At 36.9% G+C, this 18,252-nt stretch carries 22 protein-coding genes and 1 tRNA gene; 10 read left to right on the forward strand and 13 right to left on the reverse strand.

Going from position 1 to position 18,252, the window contains the following annotated elements; all coding sequences use genetic code 11:
* Positions 1–133 precede the first annotated feature (133 nt).
* The 3 genes from nagA to V179_RS0120360 are packed head-to-tail and all read left to right on the forward strand — an operon-like array spanning position 134 to position 2,791.
* Entirely contained in the window at positions 134–1,321 is a 1,188-nt protein-coding gene (gene nagA, locus V179_RS0120350) for an N-acetylglucosamine-6-phosphate deacetylase (protein ID WP_407637260.1), read from the forward strand.
* Complete coding sequence (nagB, locus tag V179_RS0120355; protein WP_028393104.1) at positions 1,318–2,073, forward strand: glucosamine-6-phosphate deaminase; 756 nt, start codon at positions 1,318–1,320, stop codon at positions 2,071–2,073. Before nagA ends, nagB begins: the two co-directional genes overlap by 4 nt.
* Positions 2,066–2,791, forward strand: a complete 726-nt coding sequence (locus V179_RS0120360) for a GntR family transcriptional regulator (protein WP_028393105.1) — start codon at positions 2,066–2,068, stop codon at positions 2,789–2,791. Before nagB ends, V179_RS0120360 begins: the two co-directional genes overlap by 8 nt.
* 196 nt (positions 2,792–2,987) lie before the next feature.
* On the opposite strand, the gene V179_RS0120365 is transcribed toward V179_RS0120360, so the two are convergent.
* Positions 2,988–3,059: transfer RNA gene (locus V179_RS0120365), tRNA-Val, on the reverse strand.
* Between the two features lie 481 nt (positions 3,060–3,540).
* On the opposite strand from V179_RS0120365, the gene V179_RS0120370 reads away from it, so the two are divergent.
* From V179_RS0120370 to V179_RS0120390, 5 genes are all read left to right on the forward strand, one after another.
* Positions 3,541–4,266, forward strand: coding sequence for an alpha/beta hydrolase (locus V179_RS0120370; RefSeq protein WP_028393106.1), 726 nt, complete (start codon positions 3,541–3,543; stop codon positions 4,264–4,266).
* Between the two features lie 106 nt (positions 4,267–4,372).
* Positions 4,373–4,894, forward strand: a complete 522-nt coding sequence (locus V179_RS0120375; protein ID WP_028393107.1) for a YjcG family protein — start codon at positions 4,373–4,375, stop codon at positions 4,892–4,894.
* A gap of 2 nt (positions 4,895–4,896) precedes the next feature.
* A complete protein-coding gene (locus V179_RS0120380; RefSeq protein ID WP_028393108.1) occupies positions 4,897–5,322 on the forward strand; it encodes a GNAT family N-acetyltransferase in 426 nt (141 codons plus the stop codon).
* Positions 5,323–5,478: 156 nt separating this feature from the next.
* The gene (locus tag V179_RS0120385; RefSeq protein ID WP_028393109.1) at positions 5,479–5,724 is read left to right on the forward strand and encodes a hypothetical protein; all 246 of its coding nucleotides are present in this window, start codon (positions 5,479–5,481) and stop codon (positions 5,722–5,724) included.
* A 138-nt stretch (positions 5,725–5,862) separates the two neighbouring features.
* Positions 5,863–6,348: a spore coat protein gene (locus tag V179_RS0120390; RefSeq protein WP_028393110.1), complete on the forward strand. Its 486-nt coding sequence runs from the start codon at positions 5,863–5,865 to the stop codon at positions 6,346–6,348.
* 55 nt (positions 6,349–6,403) lie between these two features.
* On the opposite strand, the gene V179_RS0120395 is transcribed toward V179_RS0120390, so the two are convergent.
* Positions 6,404–6,670, reverse strand: coding sequence for a hypothetical protein (locus tag V179_RS0120395; protein ID WP_152534790.1), 267 nt, complete (start codon positions 6,668–6,670; stop codon positions 6,404–6,406).
* A gap of 252 nt (positions 6,671–6,922) precedes the next feature.
* Here V179_RS0120395 and V179_RS0120400 point away from each other — a divergent pair, with 252 nt between their 5' ends.
* Entirely contained in the window at positions 6,923–9,205 is a 2,283-nt protein-coding gene (locus tag V179_RS0120400) for an ATP-dependent helicase (RefSeq protein ID WP_028393112.1), read from the forward strand.
* 156 nt (positions 9,206–9,361) lie between these two features.
* On the opposite strand, the gene V179_RS0120405 is transcribed toward V179_RS0120400, so the two are convergent.
* The 10 genes from V179_RS0120405 to fabI form a co-directional block, all read right to left on the reverse strand.
* The gene (locus V179_RS0120405) at positions 9,362–9,619 is read right to left on the reverse strand and encodes a stage VI sporulation protein F (protein ID WP_028393113.1); all 258 of its coding nucleotides are present in this window, start codon (positions 9,617–9,619) and stop codon (positions 9,362–9,364) included.
* Between the two features lie 262 nt (positions 9,620–9,881).
* Positions 9,882–10,016 carry a YjcZ family sporulation protein gene (locus tag V179_RS30235; RefSeq protein ID WP_084552448.1) on the reverse strand — a complete coding sequence of 45 codons (135 nt, stop codon included), beginning with the start codon at positions 10,014–10,016 and terminating at the stop codon, positions 9,882–9,884.
* A 113-nt stretch (positions 10,017–10,129) separates the two neighbouring features.
* On the reverse strand, positions 10,130–10,486 hold the full coding sequence (gene spoVAE / locus V179_RS0120415) for a stage V sporulation protein AE (RefSeq protein WP_028393114.1): 357 nt from the start codon (positions 10,484–10,486) through the stop codon (positions 10,130–10,132).
* An 18-nt stretch (positions 10,487–10,504) separates the two neighbouring features.
* Positions 10,505–11,542 (reverse strand): stage V sporulation protein AD, encoded by a 1,038-nt coding sequence (gene spoVAD / locus V179_RS0120420; protein WP_028393115.1) that lies wholly within the window; start codon positions 11,540–11,542, stop codon positions 10,505–10,507.
* 2 nt (positions 11,543–11,544) lie between these two features.
* On the reverse strand, positions 11,545–12,021 hold the full coding sequence (gene spoVAC / locus V179_RS0120425; RefSeq protein WP_028393116.1) for a stage V sporulation protein AC: 477 nt from the start codon (positions 12,019–12,021) through the stop codon (positions 11,545–11,547).
* Between the two features lie 16 nt (positions 12,022–12,037).
* Positions 12,038–12,514, reverse strand: coding sequence for a hypothetical protein (locus tag V179_RS0120430; RefSeq protein ID WP_051405060.1), 477 nt, complete (start codon positions 12,512–12,514; stop codon positions 12,038–12,040).
* 350 nt (positions 12,515–12,864) lie between these two features.
* Entirely contained in the window at positions 12,865–13,230 is a 366-nt protein-coding gene (locus tag V179_RS0120435; protein ID WP_034302094.1) for a DUF1360 domain-containing protein, read from the reverse strand.
* Between the two features lies 1 nt (position 13,231).
* Positions 13,232–13,831, reverse strand: coding sequence for a hypothetical protein (locus V179_RS0120440; RefSeq protein ID WP_028393119.1), 600 nt, complete (start codon positions 13,829–13,831; stop codon positions 13,232–13,234).
* Between the two features lie 14 nt (positions 13,832–13,845).
* A complete protein-coding gene (locus V179_RS0120445; RefSeq protein WP_028393120.1) occupies positions 13,846–14,133 on the reverse strand; it encodes a hypothetical protein in 288 nt (95 codons plus the stop codon).
* 465 nt (positions 14,134–14,598) lie between these two features.
* Positions 14,599–15,372, reverse strand: a complete 774-nt coding sequence (gene fabI, locus V179_RS0120450; RefSeq protein ID WP_028393121.1) for an enoyl-ACP reductase FabI — start codon at positions 15,370–15,372, stop codon at positions 14,599–14,601.
* Between the two features lie 278 nt (positions 15,373–15,650).
* Between fabI and V179_RS0120455 the strand changes: the two genes are divergently transcribed.
* Positions 15,651–16,544: a cation diffusion facilitator family transporter gene (locus tag V179_RS0120455; protein ID WP_034302097.1), complete on the forward strand. Its 894-nt coding sequence runs from the start codon at positions 15,651–15,653 to the stop codon at positions 16,542–16,544.
* A gap of 221 nt (positions 16,545–16,765) precedes the next feature.
* Here the strand turns inward: V179_RS0120455 and mgtE are convergent, their stop codons facing one another.
* Positions 16,766–18,145 carry a magnesium transporter gene (mgtE, locus tag V179_RS0120460; RefSeq protein WP_028393123.1) on the reverse strand — a complete coding sequence of 460 codons (1,380 nt, stop codon included), beginning with the start codon at positions 18,143–18,145 and terminating at the stop codon, positions 16,766–16,768.
* Between the last annotated feature and the right edge of the window lie 107 nt (positions 18,146–18,252).

An 18,252-nucleotide genomic window follows, 5' to 3' on the forward strand; every position in this document is an offset into this window, starting at 1 on the left:
TCATAAGTTTTATTTTTTTTAGATAACTCCATTTAATTGGTATAGACAACTATATTAATTAGCGGTACACTAAGACGGAAAGATTTAAAATCCACACAAATTTAAATGACTTTCGCAGAGGAGATTTGGAATGATGGAAAATTCAACATTCACCATTGTAAACTTAACCGTTTATAGTGAAAACGAAACGTATAAAAATGGTTATATCAGAGTGGTTGATGGAAAAATTGCAGAAGTAGGTCCTTTCAGCCAATACAAACAAGATGGCAGCACCAAAGTGATCAAGCTTTCTCCCTCTTATCAAGTTATTCCCGGAGCTATTGATCTACATATTCACGGTGCTGCTAATGCAGATGCAATGGATGCAACGAGCACTGCTTTGACAACCATGGCGCAGACACTTCCAAAAGAGGGAACAACCAGTTTCCTAGCAACAACGATGACGCAATCAACAGAAGCCATCGAACAAGCGTTGTGTAATGCTGGCAAGTATATAGTAAATCAAGAGGATCTTTTAGCTGAAGTGGTAGGAATTCACTTAGAGGGTCCTTTTATTGCTCCGATTCGAAAAGGGGCACAGCCGCTTTCTCATATTATTGATCCTGACGTATCCTTATTTGAAAAATGGCAAGACATCGCACAAAATCAAATTAAACTTGTCACATTGGCACCTGAACAGCCAAACGGCTTAGAACTAACGGCTGCTTTAAAAGAATCAGGAGTAGTAGCTTCAATTGGACATTCAGATGCCACTTACGAACAAGTTGACCAAGCCATTCAAGCTGGTTCATCTCATATTACTCATCTTTATAATGGGATGCGTGGTTTGCATCATCGCGAGCCAGGTGTGTTAGGTGCTGCCTATTTACGGGATGAACTATTTGTTGAGATTATTGTAGATGGTATTCATAGTCGCCCTGAAATGGTAAAACTCGCTTATAATCAAATTACCAGTGATCGCATGATTTTAATTACTGATTCACTTCGTGCCAAATGGCTTAAAGAAGGAACCTATGATTTAGGTGGTCAACCAGTGAACGTGAACGAAACAACTGCAACCCTTGCAGACGGGACGCTGGCAGGTAGTATTTTAAAAATGAATGATGCTATCAAAAATATGATGATGTACACGAATTGTACAATGGAGGATATCATAAAAATGACGGCTGCAAATCCGGCAAAACAACTTAACCTCTTCAATAGAAAAGGGAGTATTACTGTTGGTAAAGATGCAGATTTAGTTATTTTGAACGAAGATTTAGATGTAGAAATGACTTTTTGCAGAGGAAAATTAGCTTACACAAAGGAGAATGCACAATGAAACTTATACAAGTAAAAGATTATCAAGAAATGAGTCAAAAAGCAGCAGATATTGTAATCGAAAAAGTAAAAACGAATCCCCAAATCCAGCTTGGCCTTGCAACTGGTGGGACGCCTGAAGGGCTATACGATCGATTGATTGCCGATCATAAAGAAAATCATACATCGTATGAACAAGTAAAATCATTTAATTTAGATGAATATATCGGTTTAAGCTCTACTAATCCGAATAGCTATCATTACTACATGGCTCACACTTTATTTAATCATATTGATATTAATCAAGAAGACACGAACCTTCCAAATGGTACTGCAGAAAACATTCAAGAAGAATGTGGTCGTTATGATGAAATGATTGATAAAATGGGCGGAATCGATTTACAAATCCTTGGCATCGGACAAAACGGGCATATCGGCTTCAATGAACCTGGTACATCCTTTGCATCAAAAACCCAAGTTGTTGACCTTGCACAATCGACAATTGAAGCAAATGCTCGCTATTTCAACTCAATTGATGAAGTGCCAACACAGGCTGTAACAATGGGAATTGCCTCAATAATGAAAAGTAAGGAAATTATCCTCCTAGTATCTGGAGTAGCAAAATCAGAGGCCCTTAAACAACTAATAGATGGAGATATAACAGAGGAGTTTCCAGCTTCTATCCTGAAAAATCATCAAAATGTTACGATTATTGCTGATCAAGATGCATTATCTAAAATACACGTCCAAAGAGGATCAGCTTCTCGTGATTGATAAAAGCTCTCCAATTCCAATTTATTACCAAATTGAAGAAAGCATTAAACGGCAAATAGATGCAGGTGATTTACTCCCGCACAATGTACTTCCATCTGAACGTGAATTTGCAGAGCAATTGGAAATTAGTAGAATGACGGTTCGTCAGGCTATTAATAATTTGGTTAATACTGGATATTTATATCGCCAAAAGGGACGCGGAACATTTGTCGCAGAAAAAAAGCTAGAACAACAACTCTTAGGCTTAACCGGTTTTACAGAAGAGATGAAAGCTCGTGGCATGACACCAAGCAGCAAACTGCTTAGTCTCAATACGATTCCCTCAAGTGAGAAGATTGCAAGTCAATTACACGTAACAACGAATGCACCAATTTATGAGATTATCCGAATTCGTTTGGCGGACAATGTACCCATGGCTCTTGAAACTGCCTATATGTCTGCCGATTTAATAAAAGGATTAACAGCTGAGATTATCAACCATTCCATCTATCAATATGTCGAGAACCATCTTGGACTTAAAATCGGCTATGCAACGCAATCGTTAGAATCTACTATTGCAACAGATGTAGAAATAGCATCTTTATCGATAGCTAAACATTCGCCAATTTTACTAATTGAACGAACGACTTATTTAGAAGATGGCAGACCGCTTGAATTCGTAAAATCGTCTTATCGAGCAGATCGGTATAAATTCACTTGTACAATTAATAGACGCTGATATTCTTTTCAATAAGTAGTGAGTTTCAGAATCAGACCTCGCACTCTAAAACAAAATGTAGTGTATTATTCATTTTGTTTATCCTATAGTTGCGGGTCTGCCCCTATTGGGGACAGCCCTTATTTTTTTCAATCATCAATTTATTAAACAAAAAAACGGCAGGAGCGTTGTCAAAGCAACACTCCCGCCATTTTGATGACCTGAGAGGGATTCGAACCCCCGACCCCGTCCCTGTCAAGGACGTATTCTCCCGCTGAACTATCAGATCGTAAGAATGATAAGATTATATAAAAAACTAATTATTAAGTATATATTCTATTATACGTTTCTATGGGAATAAGTCAATCGTTTTTTTTTAATAATCTATGTTAAAGGTCATTGTTGATTTTGGCACTATGTTGATTGGAGCGAAAGGCGTGAGACTCTTGCGGGAAAAGCGAGGCAAAGGAAGACCTCACTCGCGCACAGACTGCCCGCAGAAAATAAACGCCTTCCGTTTCAATCAACAGGTAAGTTTAACAGAGCCTTTTAATAAACAACTCATTATTGTTGCTTTTCTGACATAATAAACGTTTATTCCCATAAACTATTATGTAGATGATGATCACGCCTCTTCCTGATTTCCTTTAATTAACTATGTCCAATACCGTTGTATCTCATTTTCATACCATTAAAGAAGATATTAATTGATAATTGTGATAAAATATTTCGGTAAACCCTTTCAATTATTTTATTCAGGGGGTGTTATTTTGGTCAATCAGCCAAAAGGAACGATTAAGGATTGGAAGTTTACAAGCAAGGCATTGGATGAAGAGCTTGATCTGCTCATTTATTTCCCGTCCAACTATTCTCCGTTAAATAAATATACAATTGTCATCGCCCAAGATGGCCGGGACTATTTTCAAATGGGGCGAATTGGACGAATAGCAGATGAATTACTTCATAACGGCGACATCGAAAATCTCATTATTGTAGGGATCCCGTATCGCGATGTACAAGACCGAAGAAAAAAATATCACCCTGATGGCGAACTGCATGCAGCTTATATACGGTTTCTCGCACATGAGTTAGCTCCGTATTTAGATGAAGAGTTCCCTACATATCAAATTGGTTCAGGGAGAGTTTTGATTGGCGATTCACTTGGAGCAACTATTTCTTTGCTAACAGCATTAAAGTATCCTCACACTTTTGGAAAGTGTATTCTCCAATCACCTTTTGTAAATGATGATGTGATGAATGCTGTTAGAGAGTTTAAAGAGCCGCAATTAGTTGAGCTTTACCACGTAATCGGCAAAGGAGAAACAGAAGTTCCAACTACTGACGGAAACATAACCAACTTCATTGAACCGAACCGTGAGTTAAATACTCTTATCAAGAATAAAGGATTTACTTTCTTCTACGACGAATTTGATGGTAAACATACGTGGAAGTATTGGCAAGTTGATTTAAAACGAGCTTTAATGGAAATGCTCTAAACTTAATCAACCTTTTTTGAAGATGACGAAGTTTATAAATATTTGTTATAATGATTTCATAACGTGATTTTTTAAAAAATTCAGTGTCAATCTGGGAGGTATCTTTATGAACTATGGCGTCGCTATTTTTCCATCTAAACAACTTCAAGATAAAGTAAACTCGTACCGTAAACGCTACGACCCAAACTATGCGCTAATTCCACCTCACATTACGCTTAAGTACAATTTTGAAGCAACTGAAGCAGAAATTGAAACAATAGCAGATCAATTAAAAAACATCGCCAAATCCCATAAGCCATTTAAATTAAATGTAGTGAAACCAAGTACCTTTCAACCCGTCAACAACACGATTTTTTTTAAAGTTGAATTAAACACTGAACTTGAAAGTTTGCATAATGAAATGAACCATGCTGATTTCTTCGGAGGTCCATCTCCATATGCTTTTGTTCCACATATTACAATTGGCCAAAAACTTTCAGATGATGAACATTCCGATGTATTAGGTCAGATTAGAATGCTTGACGTTACACACGAGGAAGAAGTAGACAGATTCCATCTTCTTTATCAGTTAGAGAATGGTTCATGGACTGTATATGAAACTTTTAGGCTTGGAGAAGAGGAAAAATAATAATGAATGTAAAAATGGTTACTAACACCGAAGAGAGAGAACTTGCTTATTCTATACGTAAAAAAGTATTTGTAGAGGAACAAAATGTTCCACTTGAAGAGGAAATTGATCAATATGAAGATGAATGTGCCCATTTTCTCCTCTTTAATGAAGGGGATACACCTATCGGCAACGGCCGTTTCCGTATTATAGACGGTATTGGGAAGGTACAGAGGATCTGTGTTCTCTCTGAGTTCAGAGGGAACGGCGCTGGACAAACGATTATGAATGCGATTGAAGACTATGCAAAAATGCAAGATCTTTCAAAATTAAAACTGGACGCTCAGACGCAAGCCATTCCTTTTTATGAACGTTTGGGATACCATGTAGCATCTGAGGAATTTATGGATGCAGGCATTCCTCACCGAACTATGATCAAAGATATATAAACCTCCCCCCGGATACTGACATTCCGGGGTTTTCTTAATATGTCAAAATCTTCCTCCACATCCCCCAAAAACTTTTTTAAAAAATTCCACATTTAACACTGCCATTTCGCCCTTTTTTTCATAATGTATTGTATGAAACGAAAAGGAGGAATTTTTGTGAGTGAAAAAGAACTGAATTTGGACGATTCCCATAAAAAATTAATGGAATTATTAGTATCAAGGACTTTACGTAAATACGGTTTCAAAAAAGATTCCATCGATCTTTCTGAAAAAGAGAAGAAAAATCTAAAGGAAACCGTCGAATTGCTTCAGAAACAATCGCAGACTTTTATTAACAACCAGAATCAGATTACCGAAGAAGACGTTAATCCAATCACGAATGTATATGATGGGGAAAAGTGAGCAGCCTCCCTTAAGTTCTTGCAAATTTCACAAACAAAAAATTCTCAAAAATAGACGTTTGCATTGATATATTCGTCCAAACATCGTTTCTCGAACCGCATATTTTAATAGGGACCCAAATAAAAGGAGGATAAAGAAATGAATCAAAATGAATTTCGCACAAGCAATTCTTGCGAACATAGCGAAAACAGATGGTCAGCTTTAGATTCTCGTTCTGATCATCCATTGGCAGAGTTTTGCGGGCTTCGTCGCGGAGGCGAAGAGCAAGAAGGAAGACAAGAGAATGTGGAGTACCAACTGTCCGAAGAGCTTGTATATATCAAGGACTCATGTGATGTTCGAGTAACTTCAACTGATGTAAAAGCAGCTCTATCTCTCCAAGCCGCCTTACAAGCTGCTATTGCTGTAATTGTTAGCATCACTGTTGGCAGCAGCGAAAGTGCCGAAAGAATTACACAAGAATTGCTTCAATCTTCTAAAATCAGCCAAATTTCACGCCAAAAAACGATTATTGAGAACTCTCGTGACGTTGAAGTTGTAACGACTGATGCTCAAGTTGCCGTTAACATTCAGCTATTGCTTCAATTATTGCTTGCTCTAATCGTTGAAGTAGACGTATTATAAGAATCAAATAATCGAAATACAAAAAAGGACACAGTCGTGTCCTTTTTTTTGTTCCCTAGATTCTTTGATTAAATAGTCCTCCTCTACCTGTTAAATCAGCTGTTATTTGCTCTACTATATATTGAGGTACTTGTATTTTATAAGAGGAGGAATATTTAGTCGGATTAATGTTTTCAATCTGCTTTACTTCCTCTTGATCAAGCTGCTGAAATAAAGAGAGGGGCAAGATTGGACTAATTCCCCCAACGGATTTTACCGCTTCTTTTTTCGCTGTAACCATTCTATTTGTATATTGAATATATTCAAATTGTGTAATTGGCATGATGTACCCCATCCTACTCACCTCTTATCTTTTTTATTATTCGATTTCTTTCATGCCCCACTCCACACTTCCATCGTTTAAAGAAGTGCATATCACTTATTTTCTACTATTAAAGACTATATTATGTTAGTTTCACTTTAGCCTATGTTCTGGTATCATGAATCATACAAACAAATATGGCAATCAAAACGCCACCATTTACCATAAAGCATTCAGATAACAACTATTGAATGAGATTTGAGGTTTTTTAGTATGCAAGCTGCAAAAATAAAAAATGAAATAATCAATTTAACAAATATCTCTGCTGAACAGTTGCAGGAATTATATGATCAAGGCAAGCGCGGAGAACTATCTTGTCCATCATGTGGCCTTCCCGTGAAGTTATTGTTAGGTATTAGTCATCCACCTCATTTCAGTCATGTTTCACCTGGAATCGCGGATTGTTCGGTCCCCGCCCTTGATGTGACAATAGAACAATATAATCCTATTTTAATAGACTATAAAGAAGAAAATGGATTTAAGATTCCTAAGAGTCGAACCATTACAAAAGAACAGCCTACACATGTACCGTTTAAAAGAAGTACATCTATAACAGGAAATCCCGAATTCACAAAAGTAAAGCAAAGTCCCCTTCTGATTGAAGATCCGTACTTTGATAAACTGTACAATCATGGAGTGAGTTTGGACAAGGAACAAACAGCAGCAGCAACCACAATTGATGGTCCCCTCCTTGTTCTTTCGGGTGCTGGTAGCGGCAAAACAAGAGTATTAACTGTCCGAACAGCCTATATGCTCACTGCAAAAAATATCAATCCAAAATCGATAATGCTCGTTACATTTACAGCCAAGGCGGCAAAAGAAATGAAGGAAAGACTGCTCTCTTATCCTGAAATGACGCCCATGCTTGTCAATCAATTAGTAACTGGTACTTTTCATAGTATTTTTTATAAAATCCTTCTCTTCCATGAACCAGATAAGTGGCGACGTGATTTGTTAATGAAATGGGAATGGGAACGCACAAGAATTCTTAAAATAGCAGGCAAAGAAATTGGGCTTGATGAAAAGGATTTTGCATATGATCAAGCACTCCAACAAATTGGTCTATGGAAAAATTCCTTATTATTCCCTAATGAAATTAAAGCCAAAGACGAATGGGAAACATCTTGTTTGTCTCTTTATAAAAGCTATGAAGAGTATAAATTACAGACAGGAAGCTATGATTTTGATGATATGTTGATAGGCTGTTATTCATTTTTTAAAAATAATCCAGATGTACTAGCAAAATATCAGAAACGTTTTGACTATTTTCTCATTGATGAGTTTCAGGATATTAATAAAGTTCAATACGAATTAATCCAATTCCTGTCCGCACGAACAAAAAATGTTTGTGTTGTCGGTGATGACGATCAGGCAATCTACGCATTTCGCGGCAGTGATCCGTCATTTATTTTACATTTTGAACGAGATTTTCCAGGAGCCACAGTTATAAAACTGACAGAAAATTATCGATCGTCGCATGAAATTGTTGCCAGCGCCAATCGGATGATCAAAAAAAATCAGAACAGGCACCCGAAAACGATGAAAGCTCAATATAATAATGGCAACCCCACCCTATTCTTTTATCCATATGACGAGGAAACTGAAGCAACGATGATTGTTCATGACATCCAGGAGAGAATTACAGAAGGTGCGAATCCAAGTGATTTTGCGATTCTTTATCGAACTCATGCGATGTCACGAGCCATTTTCGAAAGATTAGCCACGTCCAATCTCCCTTTTATTATTGAAAAAGATGCGGATAGTTTTTATGAACGAAGAATTGTTAAAAGCATGCTTGCTTATTTACGATTAAGCAGCCACCCTGAAGAAGCTAACCCAGTTGGAGACGTCTTATCATCTTTATTTTTAAAACAAAGCGTTCTACAAGACATGAAAGCTCAAACGATTCTACAGGATTGTGATTTTATTGAAGCTCTTGCTTTCGTAAAAACTGCGCATCCTTTTCAAGAACGTAAACTTAAATCATTACCTAAAATAATCCGTAGTTTGAAAGGGATGACACCTGCTGCCGCTCTTTTAGTCATTGAAAAGGAAATAGGGTTCGCAGACTTTGTGAAAAAACGAGGTAATGAAGGCAATATTGAGAAAGGCTCTGATGATATTCGTGATCTAAAAGTAGCAGCTAAACGTTTCCATTCTGTGCCTGAGTTTCTTGAACATGTAGACCATATGACCGCTATGGTTCATGAAGTGAAACAACTAGCAAAGCATTTCCATGATGCAGTCCAGTTAACAACGATACATCGCTCTAAAGGTCTTGAGTATAAATATGTGTATGTACTAGGTGCTGTAGATGGCAGTCTTCCCCATGACTTCGCACTGGAGTCACATCGTCAAGGTGACACTGAACCACTGGAAGAGGAACGCAGATTACTGTATGTTGCAATGACAAGAGCAAAAGACGGTCTATTCCTATCTATACCTCAAACACGAAGAGGTAAAACCGCATATCCTTCCAGATTCTTAAGATTTTGAACCCGCTAATTGGCGATTTCTTTATCATCATTAAATGACAAGAAAAGTTAAAGTGAAGAGGATCTTATATCAACGGCTATTTAAAATAGTTTTGGAACTTATCGTACGAATAATAAAGGACAGTGGGTATTACACCACTGTCCTTTTCATTATTCATTATTTTTTTCCATTTAACATATTCGCTAATGTACTAAAATCAAGATTTTTGCCATCTTTAATGATGGATTCTACAATTTTATCTTCCGTTTCTTGATTTACTTGCTTATTAGCAATTTGAGAAACCCGTTTTATCACATTGCGTACTGTCGCTTCATCCTTAAAATTCGCACCTTGTAGGGAGTTTGCCAATTCAAATACATCCTTCATACTTACACCCGTTTTGCTTTCAATGTTTTTAAAAAATTGGTTTTCCATAAAAAGCCCTCCTTCTCTGCAACTATATTATGCAGTTCTGAGAGTTATGTGCCTAATTGGATTGAATACAGCGAATAAGTGATAATAATTGGCTCCGTTCCGGTAAACATTTATGTAACAGTATTACAGTGATAATGACATTTAGTTTGATCTCATGGTAGAAAAATAAATAAATACCGCTTCTATTTTCTTCGTTGTAAATTTATCAAGTCAGAAAAAACGGAACAGGCCAATGTTGCCTATTCCATTTTTAGTATATTGATTAGCAGAAAGAAGCTCCGACAATAATTAATAAAATGAACAATACGACGATTAATACAAACCCAGAACCGCCAGAAAAACCGCCGTAGCCGTAGCCACCACCACAACAGCCTCCTCCATAACCGAAACCGAACATTATGCTTCACCTCACTTTTCGACTAGCTCACTTTTAACATATGTAGAAAATGACAAGTGTGTATAGGTCTTTTCCTAATAGTGACGCCTAATTCGAAAAAGTAAGATGCATGGTCATCCTTTTGGTTTGAACACGAGTGCTCCGATAAAGCCAAAGATAATTGCGGCTGAAATACCTGAACTTGTAATTTCAAACATTCCTGTTAATACACCAATGATTCCATGTTGTTCGGCTTCTTGCATAGCTCCATGAACGAGAGAATTCCCAAAAGATGTGATCGGTATGCTTGCACCGGCTCCAGCAAAATCAATTAAGTAATCATATAAGCCAAATCCGCTTAATATTGCACCTGCTACTACGAGTATGCTTAAGGTATGACCAGGTGTTAACTTTGCAACATCAAATAATAGTTGGCCGATTACACAAATCAGCCCTCCTATAACAAATGCCCAAAAAAACATTGGTAGCATGAAGCTTCCCTACCTTCATTAAATTTTATTAAATTGTACTGTTCCATATTCAATCGCTACTGCATGTGCTATACATGGAATACTTTCATTTTGTTGTACAGAAAGTGGTGACAGTAAGGCCCCCGTTGCAACAAACAAAATCCGTTTCAATTTTCCTATCTTCATTTGATTTAGTATATGACCATAGAGAACGGTCGCTGAACAGCCCGCTCCACTACCTCCTGATAGAACTGGTTGATTGCTTTTGTATATCATTAAACCACAATCCCGAAACTTGTCTTTCGCCAAATCAAACCCTTTTTGACTTAATAAATCATAAGCTGTTTCCCTGCCGACATAGCCAAGGTCTCCTGTAATAATTGCATCATATGCATCGCTTGTTAGTTTAAAATCTCGGAAGTGGGCCAATATCGTATCAACTGCAGCTGGGGCCATCGCCCCGCCCATATTGAATGGATCATTGATCCCCATATCAATAACCTTTCCAATTGTAGCAGACTGAATATGTGGAGCTGGACCTGCCCCGCTTTTAGCTTGTGAGACAAGCGCAACCCCTGCTCCTGTAATGGTCCATTGTGCAGTTGGCGGCTTCTGACCTCCATATTCAGTCGGGTATCGAAATTGCTTTTCAATTGCTGCATTATGACTAGAAGCTCCTGTCAATACATGGTATGCACCCGAATAATTTACAATAAAAGCTGCAAGGGCGAGCCCCTCCATCGATGTCGAGCATGCACCAAACAAGCCAAAGTAAGGAATAGCATTCGTTCTAGCCGCGAAGCTCGTCGGTGTAATTTGGTTAACTAAATCACCAGCCAGAAAAAATTGTACATCCTCTTTTTTTACCGTTCCTTTTTCAAGTGCAATCTGTACTGCTTCTTCAATCAAAAGCCTATGCGCCTTTTCATAGGAATCTTGTCCCATCCATAAATCTTCATGAAGAAGATCAAAATCGGCAGCCAAATGACCGCTCGCTTCAAAAGGCCCCCCAGTTACACCTGTAGAAGTTATGACAGGTTGGTTGGCAAATATCCATGATTGCTTTCCAATTAGCATATTTACCCTCCTACCATGCCAAAGAGTGTTTTTATAATGGCGACAACGAATGCTGAAAAAACACCGAATACAATCACTGATCCTGCAAGCTTAAACATATTGCTTCCAACCCCAAGTACAAATCCTTCTGTTCTATGCTCGATTGCAGCTGAAATAATTGCATTTCCAAATCCAGTAACCGGAACAGCACTGCCTGCACCTGCAAATTGCCCGATTCGATCATAAATACCAAAACCTGTGAGTAGTAAAGCAATAAAGACCATTGTTGCACTTGTAGGATTCCCAACCGTTTGTTCAGTAAAATTAAAAAAATAAATATAGATGTATGAAATCGCTTGTCCTACCGTACAAAAAAGGCCGCCTACTAAAAATGCTTTAACACAATTTTTTGCAATTGGTCGCTTTAATTCATGTTTTGCTTGTAGTTTTTCGTAATTCTTTTGTTCAATGGTTTTGTTTTTCTCTTGTTGTTTCGGCATCCATGGCCCCTCTTTCTTATGTTTTTTCTTCCTTCAATTCAACAAGTTGTTTAAATTCCTTTTTGGCTTTTTCCCTAGGAATTTCATTCTCACGCAGTAGTTTATTTAATCTGACCGCTTCAAGAAAAATTTTATAATCACTTGAAACAATGAAGTGTATTCCTTCAAATTTTTTATTAAGATCTTTCGTTAGTTTTTTCTCCACCTGCTTCATTTTAAATCTGTGCAGATGTTTTATTTTATAAGCAACAAGCATATCTTTTCCATTCTTTACAATGACAACATCATAAATATGGTCATTCTTCTTAACTTCCTTTTTTACAGCTTCTTCATCACCAATATTACGATCTGTTGTATCAATAATATCAATCGGCTTTGGATCCGTTTGCTTTAACAGAGCAAGCCTTTCTGTTTTACCATCATCCTTCGATGCACAGCCACTTAGAAAAAGAGTAAAAATAAAAAGGAGTTGTAAGCATATACGTATCATCATAATTTCACTTCCTACCTTTAGGTCGTATCTTTATCTATTATTGTCTTTAATCACCAACCTTTTTATGAATGGTAGGATAAGGAAATCGATTACATATAAGCACTGTCCTACTTCCTATGTAATACTTAGCTAACAAAAAATAACCTGACCCTAAATTCGTGGATCAGGCACTACACTCGCGAATTCCTATCAATTATTTTTATTACAGCCACAACCTTTTTTTAGCTTATTATATGAACTTTTTTTTATTGGCTTTGTATAGGGTACACTAATTTTTTTATTCATAATACACCTTCTTCCATTTAAAGTGATATATGGTAATATATGATATTATTTTAAAATTGTATATATTAGTTGCCTATCCATTTGCTAATTAATACCTCAATAATGGAACCAATTGCAGCTACAGCTAATATAAGAATGATAAAGTCCCCTGTCTTAACACCTGTAAGAAATAACAAAGTAATCCCCATACTAACCCAAATCCCAGTGCACCAAAAACAGCTTAATAATTCACCAACCCATTTTCTCAACCCTTTTTCTTTTGGTAACAGGAAAATATCTTTCGTACCATCCTCATTTGTTTCTTCTACCTCATTAAAAAAAGGGCTTCTAAGAAATTCAGTAATTTTGTCGTATACAATCAGCCTCGTCAATCTAAATGATGCAAGACCTAGAATAAGAATCGTTGCAAATGGTATTTCTTGCACTATCATTTTATTCCTCCATCGAATTGAGAATCGTTAAATCAGAAAGTTCATGAATGGAGATACTTTGGGTATGGCTACCTACTTTAATTTTAATCATATCATTTCGTTTACCTATCACTTGAAAACGTACGGTTTGGCCGCCTATCGAAGCTTCACAAAATGGCTTCGGATCCTGGCGAATTAACCCTGTAAGAACACGTCTCATCTTTTCTACTTCTGGTGAATCTTTTTTTTGTTCTTTTACCTGATTCTCTTGATTCTCTTGATTTACATCCGAAATAACACGAACAGATCCACCGGGTTCATGAAGTTCGTTCTTTATCTTTTGAATGGAGTTCAGTTCCGTTTCAATTTCACCTAGTGCATCATATACACCAAATTCGCGTTTAATTTGATCGAATTTAGCTTCTTTGGCTTCCTGTATTATGCGCTCTTCTTCATTTTCTGTTTCTGTGGTTAAACTGTCTTCTGGTGCTTGAACATGATCTTTCTCCTTGTTTTTCTTCGTTTTGGTGCGGTATATTTCTTGCATCTCAGGTTTTTTTGGTTCAGTAATTTTCGGTTGTACAATATAGAATAGTGGTTTAGAATTATTTTCTTCTGACATTTCGAATACCTCCTTTAAATTGAAATGACCGCAAATGATTCTAGTTCTTTAATCGTATATCGGACTATCCTCTTTCCATACTTATGCCTGATATAAACAAAATCATTTTTCGTACTTTCAAACCTGCCAATGAAAGTCATTCCATTATGTGTAAAACGGCAAAGTGGCTTCGGACCGTAAATAGGAAGTCTAGCTAGTATTTCAAGCTGTACGATCGCTTCTTTATATCGACGATTCTGCGTTTTTATCCGAATCTGTTTCACAGACAAAGTTGCCTCTTTACTCTTTAATTTTCCATTCATAAAGAACCTCCTCGTATACGTGAAAACAGGTATATCGAAACTCTTACTGATCATAATCAAGAAATTTTTCCGTCTATGTATCATTTATACGGTTTCTTTTTCTATTTATGACATTTGATTTTTCACAATACTTCCTCTTAAACAAAAAGAAGTGGGTGCCCGGAATATTATTTAACAGTTATCTTTAACATAAAAAAACGCTTGAATTTGTATCCAAGCGTTTATATATAAAATATAAAACAATGCCAATAACAACAAAAATAACAGTGTGACAATAGTTATTGTCACACTGTTATTGGCTATGCATCGTAGCAATAAGGGCTGGAACAGACCAAATCTCTATGTGATTTGGTCTGCTAAGTAATATGCTATTAAGGATGTTTGTTCACAAGAACGGAACTACTTAGTCCAATAAACCCTGCTTCTTTTTGTCTTTATGACAAACCAAAGAAGTAAACGCAAATTTTATCCCATTATATGATAGCCAGAATCAACATGAATGTTTTCTCCTGTAATTCCTCGTGACATGTCACTAAATAAGAAGGCTGCTGTATCGCCAACTTCTTCAGGAGTTGTCGTTCTCTTCAATGGTGATTCTTCCTCAATTTTTCTCAAAATTGAGTTAAAGTCACTAACTCCTTTTGCAGAAAGTGTACGAATCGGACCTGCTGAAATACTATTCACTCGTATGCCGTATTTACCAAGATCATAAGCGAGATAGCGTACATTTGCTTCTAGTGACGCTTTTGCTACACCCATAATGTTATAATTCGGCATAACCCTTTCCCCGCCTAGATATGACATTGCAACAATGCTTCCACCCTCAGCCATTAAATCTTTAGCTGCTTTTGCAACGGCTGTTAAAGAGAAGGAACTAATATTATGCGCAAGTAAGAATCCATCACGCGACGTTTCCACAAACTCTCCACCCAATTCCTCTTTGTTCGCAAAGGCAATACAATGAGCAATCCCATGTATCATACCAACTTCTTCTTTAATTTTGGCAAAGCATGCTGTAATCTGTTCATCATTGGTTACATCACATTGAAGTATGAGTGATGGTTCACCTTCTAACGTACCCGCAAGCTCTCTAACACTTCTTTCCGTTCGGTCTTGTCCATATGTAAAGATTAACTTTGCGCCAGCTCCATGGAGAGATCTAGCCACTCCCCAAGCGATACTTCGCTTATTTGCTACACCCATAATAATAAATGTTTTTCCTTTTAAAGAAAAAGTCATAATAAAGTCCCCCTGAATTGATACAAGTTATTAGTACCAGATAATAAAATAGTATAGCAAATAGTTAACAATAACTCAAATTTCTCCGAACTTGCTATCATACTTTTTAGTATTCCTGCTCATTATTTGCGCAATACTAAATGGACGTTGTATTTTCCCTTAACCAACATTCTTTGTTAGCTACCATTAACATGAATGAGTAAAAGAAGATTGCTATAGACCCACCCGCTTTAGGTTTGTTACTATTTCAAGAGGCTTTTGAGAATTGAGGTGGATAGATTTTGGGAAAAAGAGAAACCATTGCCAAAAAAGTTGCTTGGATAAGTTTATGGAGTAATATTACATTAACCTTAGGAAAAATGTTTATCGGCTGGACAGCAAATAGTGATGCTGTATTTGCAGATGGGATTCATTCAGCTGCAGATGTTTTCGCATCTATTATTGTACTACTAGTCCTTAAAATTTCTAATAAACCAGCAGATAAAGAACATCCATATGGTCATGGAAAAGCGGAAATTATCGTATCAGGAATCATCGGGATCTTATTAACTCTCGTTTCAATTTACATAGTCTTCGAATCGATTAGTGGGTTTTTCCACCCAATCGAGGCTCCGAATATTCTTGCTTTATGGATTGCCCTTCTTTCATATGGACTAAAAGAATATTTATATAGGTATTCATTAAAGATTGCAAAACAGCAAAACAGTAAAGCCATCGAAGCAATCGCCTTAGATCACAAAGCTGACATAGTCGCATCAATTGCTGCTGCAGTTGGTGTCTTACTATCGATTATTGGAGAGCATCTGCAAATTATTTATTTAATGTATGGCGATAAAGTAGCAAGTTTGTTTGTTGCTTATTTAATTTTCAAAATAGCTAAGGAAATGCTTACTGAAGCCTTCGATATTCTTCTAGAACGTAGTGTAGATACGGATACTATAAATGCTTATATTTCAATCATTTCTAATTTCCAAGAAGTAAAAAGAATCGATAAAATTCGAGCTAGAGAACTGGGACATTATATTATTGTCGATTTAAGAATTTCAATAGATTATACTAAAAGCATTAAAGAAGGACACGACCTGTCTAGAGAAATTAAATATGCGATAATGAAAAAATTTGACAATGTTCAAGAAGTTCTGATACACCTGAATCCATATTTTCCCGAATAGTAATGATCTAGACAAAATTAAATCAAAAAAAAAGACGGAGTAATTCCCGTCTTTTTTAAATTGGCTCTTGCCTGTTGATTGGAACTTAAGGCGTTCGCTTTCCGCGGGCGGTCCGGGAGTCTCCTCGGCGCTGTGCGCCTGTGGGGTCTCCCTTTGATTCGCTTTTCCCTCAGGGGTCTCACGCCTTCCGCACCAATCAACAATGAGCTTTAATATAGCCTTTAAATTAAATATTTCATGAATACGGTAGCCATTCCGAAATAAACTAAAATACTGATAATGTCATTGATCGTTGTAATAAATGGCCCTGAAGCTACCGCAGGGTCAATTTTCATTTTATGCATAATAAGTGGTACGAGTGATCCTGCAAGAGTAGCGAAAATTAATGTTGTAAAAATAGAAATTCCAACTAAGCCTCCAAGGAGTAGATCACGCTGCCAAATAAAAACAACAATAGTAACAACGACACCACATACAAAACCTGTAATAAGCCCCGTTCCTGCTTCTCTGATAATAAGTTTCCATTTACTCTCATGTTCTAAATCACCTGTTGCAATCCCCCGAACTGCCACGGCAAGTGCTTGTGTCCCCGTGTTTCCTGCCATCCCGCCAATTAGTGGAATAAAGACAGCTAGAATTGCCTTTTGGCTTAATGTCTCCTCGAATTGGCCAATTAAGCTCGCTGTCATCATCCCGAGAAATAATAGTATAACAAGCCAAGGCAGGCGCTTCCTTGCCGCAGATATTGGGCTCTTATCAACAGTATCCAGATTGGATACACCAGCAAGTTTAGAATAATCATCGGATGCTTCTTCATCAATGACATCAATAATATCATCGACTGTAATAATACCTAGTAATCGATTCTGAAAATCAACAACCGGCATCGCAAGAAAATTATAATCACGTATTTGTCGGGCTACTTCCTCCTGATCTTCTGTGACAGAAACAGAGACTACCCGATCATCCATAATTTCAGAAATCATCGTATCATCGTCACTAACAATTAATGTCCGTAATGAAAGAACACCTGCTAGTTTTTTATTATCGTCCACAACAAATATATAGTAAATCGTTTCAGCTTTTGGAGCTACTTTTTTCAAAATATACATGGCGGATCGAACGGTTTGGTTTGCTTCAATCGCTACGAATTCAGTCGTCATAATACTACCTGCTGTATATTCCTCATAGCTTAATAGCTCTTTAATCTCTCTAGCCGATTCATCATTCATGATCGTTAAATAACTACCTGCTTGTTCTTTATCAATTTCATTGAGAACATCAGCGGCATCATCTGCGTACATAAGCGATAGCATATCAGCCGCATAAATAGGAGACATTTCAGCTAATAGTCCTTCATATTCCGTTTCGTCAATTTCCATGATTTCAAACAATGTAGCCATTTCTTCTGGAGATAAATAGTGGTAGACTTTGGGACGTAGTTCTTCATTCAGACTTGTAAAAAAATTCGCTTGATCGTACGGGTGAGACTCTATGAATTCAGTCCTAAATACATCAATTTGGTCATCTATTAATGCTTGAATAAGCAATTGTTCATTTATTTGATTATTTTGCTTTTTTTGAGAATCAACAGTTCCCATTTTATACCTCCTCCTTTCTTTAATACTTCATGATCAGATATGTCATACATATTCTTATTAGTAATCGTACATCTTAGTGATAACATACAAGTAGATATACATTATTA

It is taken from the genome of Bacillus cihuensis (assembly GCF_000504145.1).
GTDB classification, from domain to species: Bacteria; Bacillota; Bacilli; order Bacillales; family DSM-1321; genus Peribacillus; species Peribacillus huizhouensis.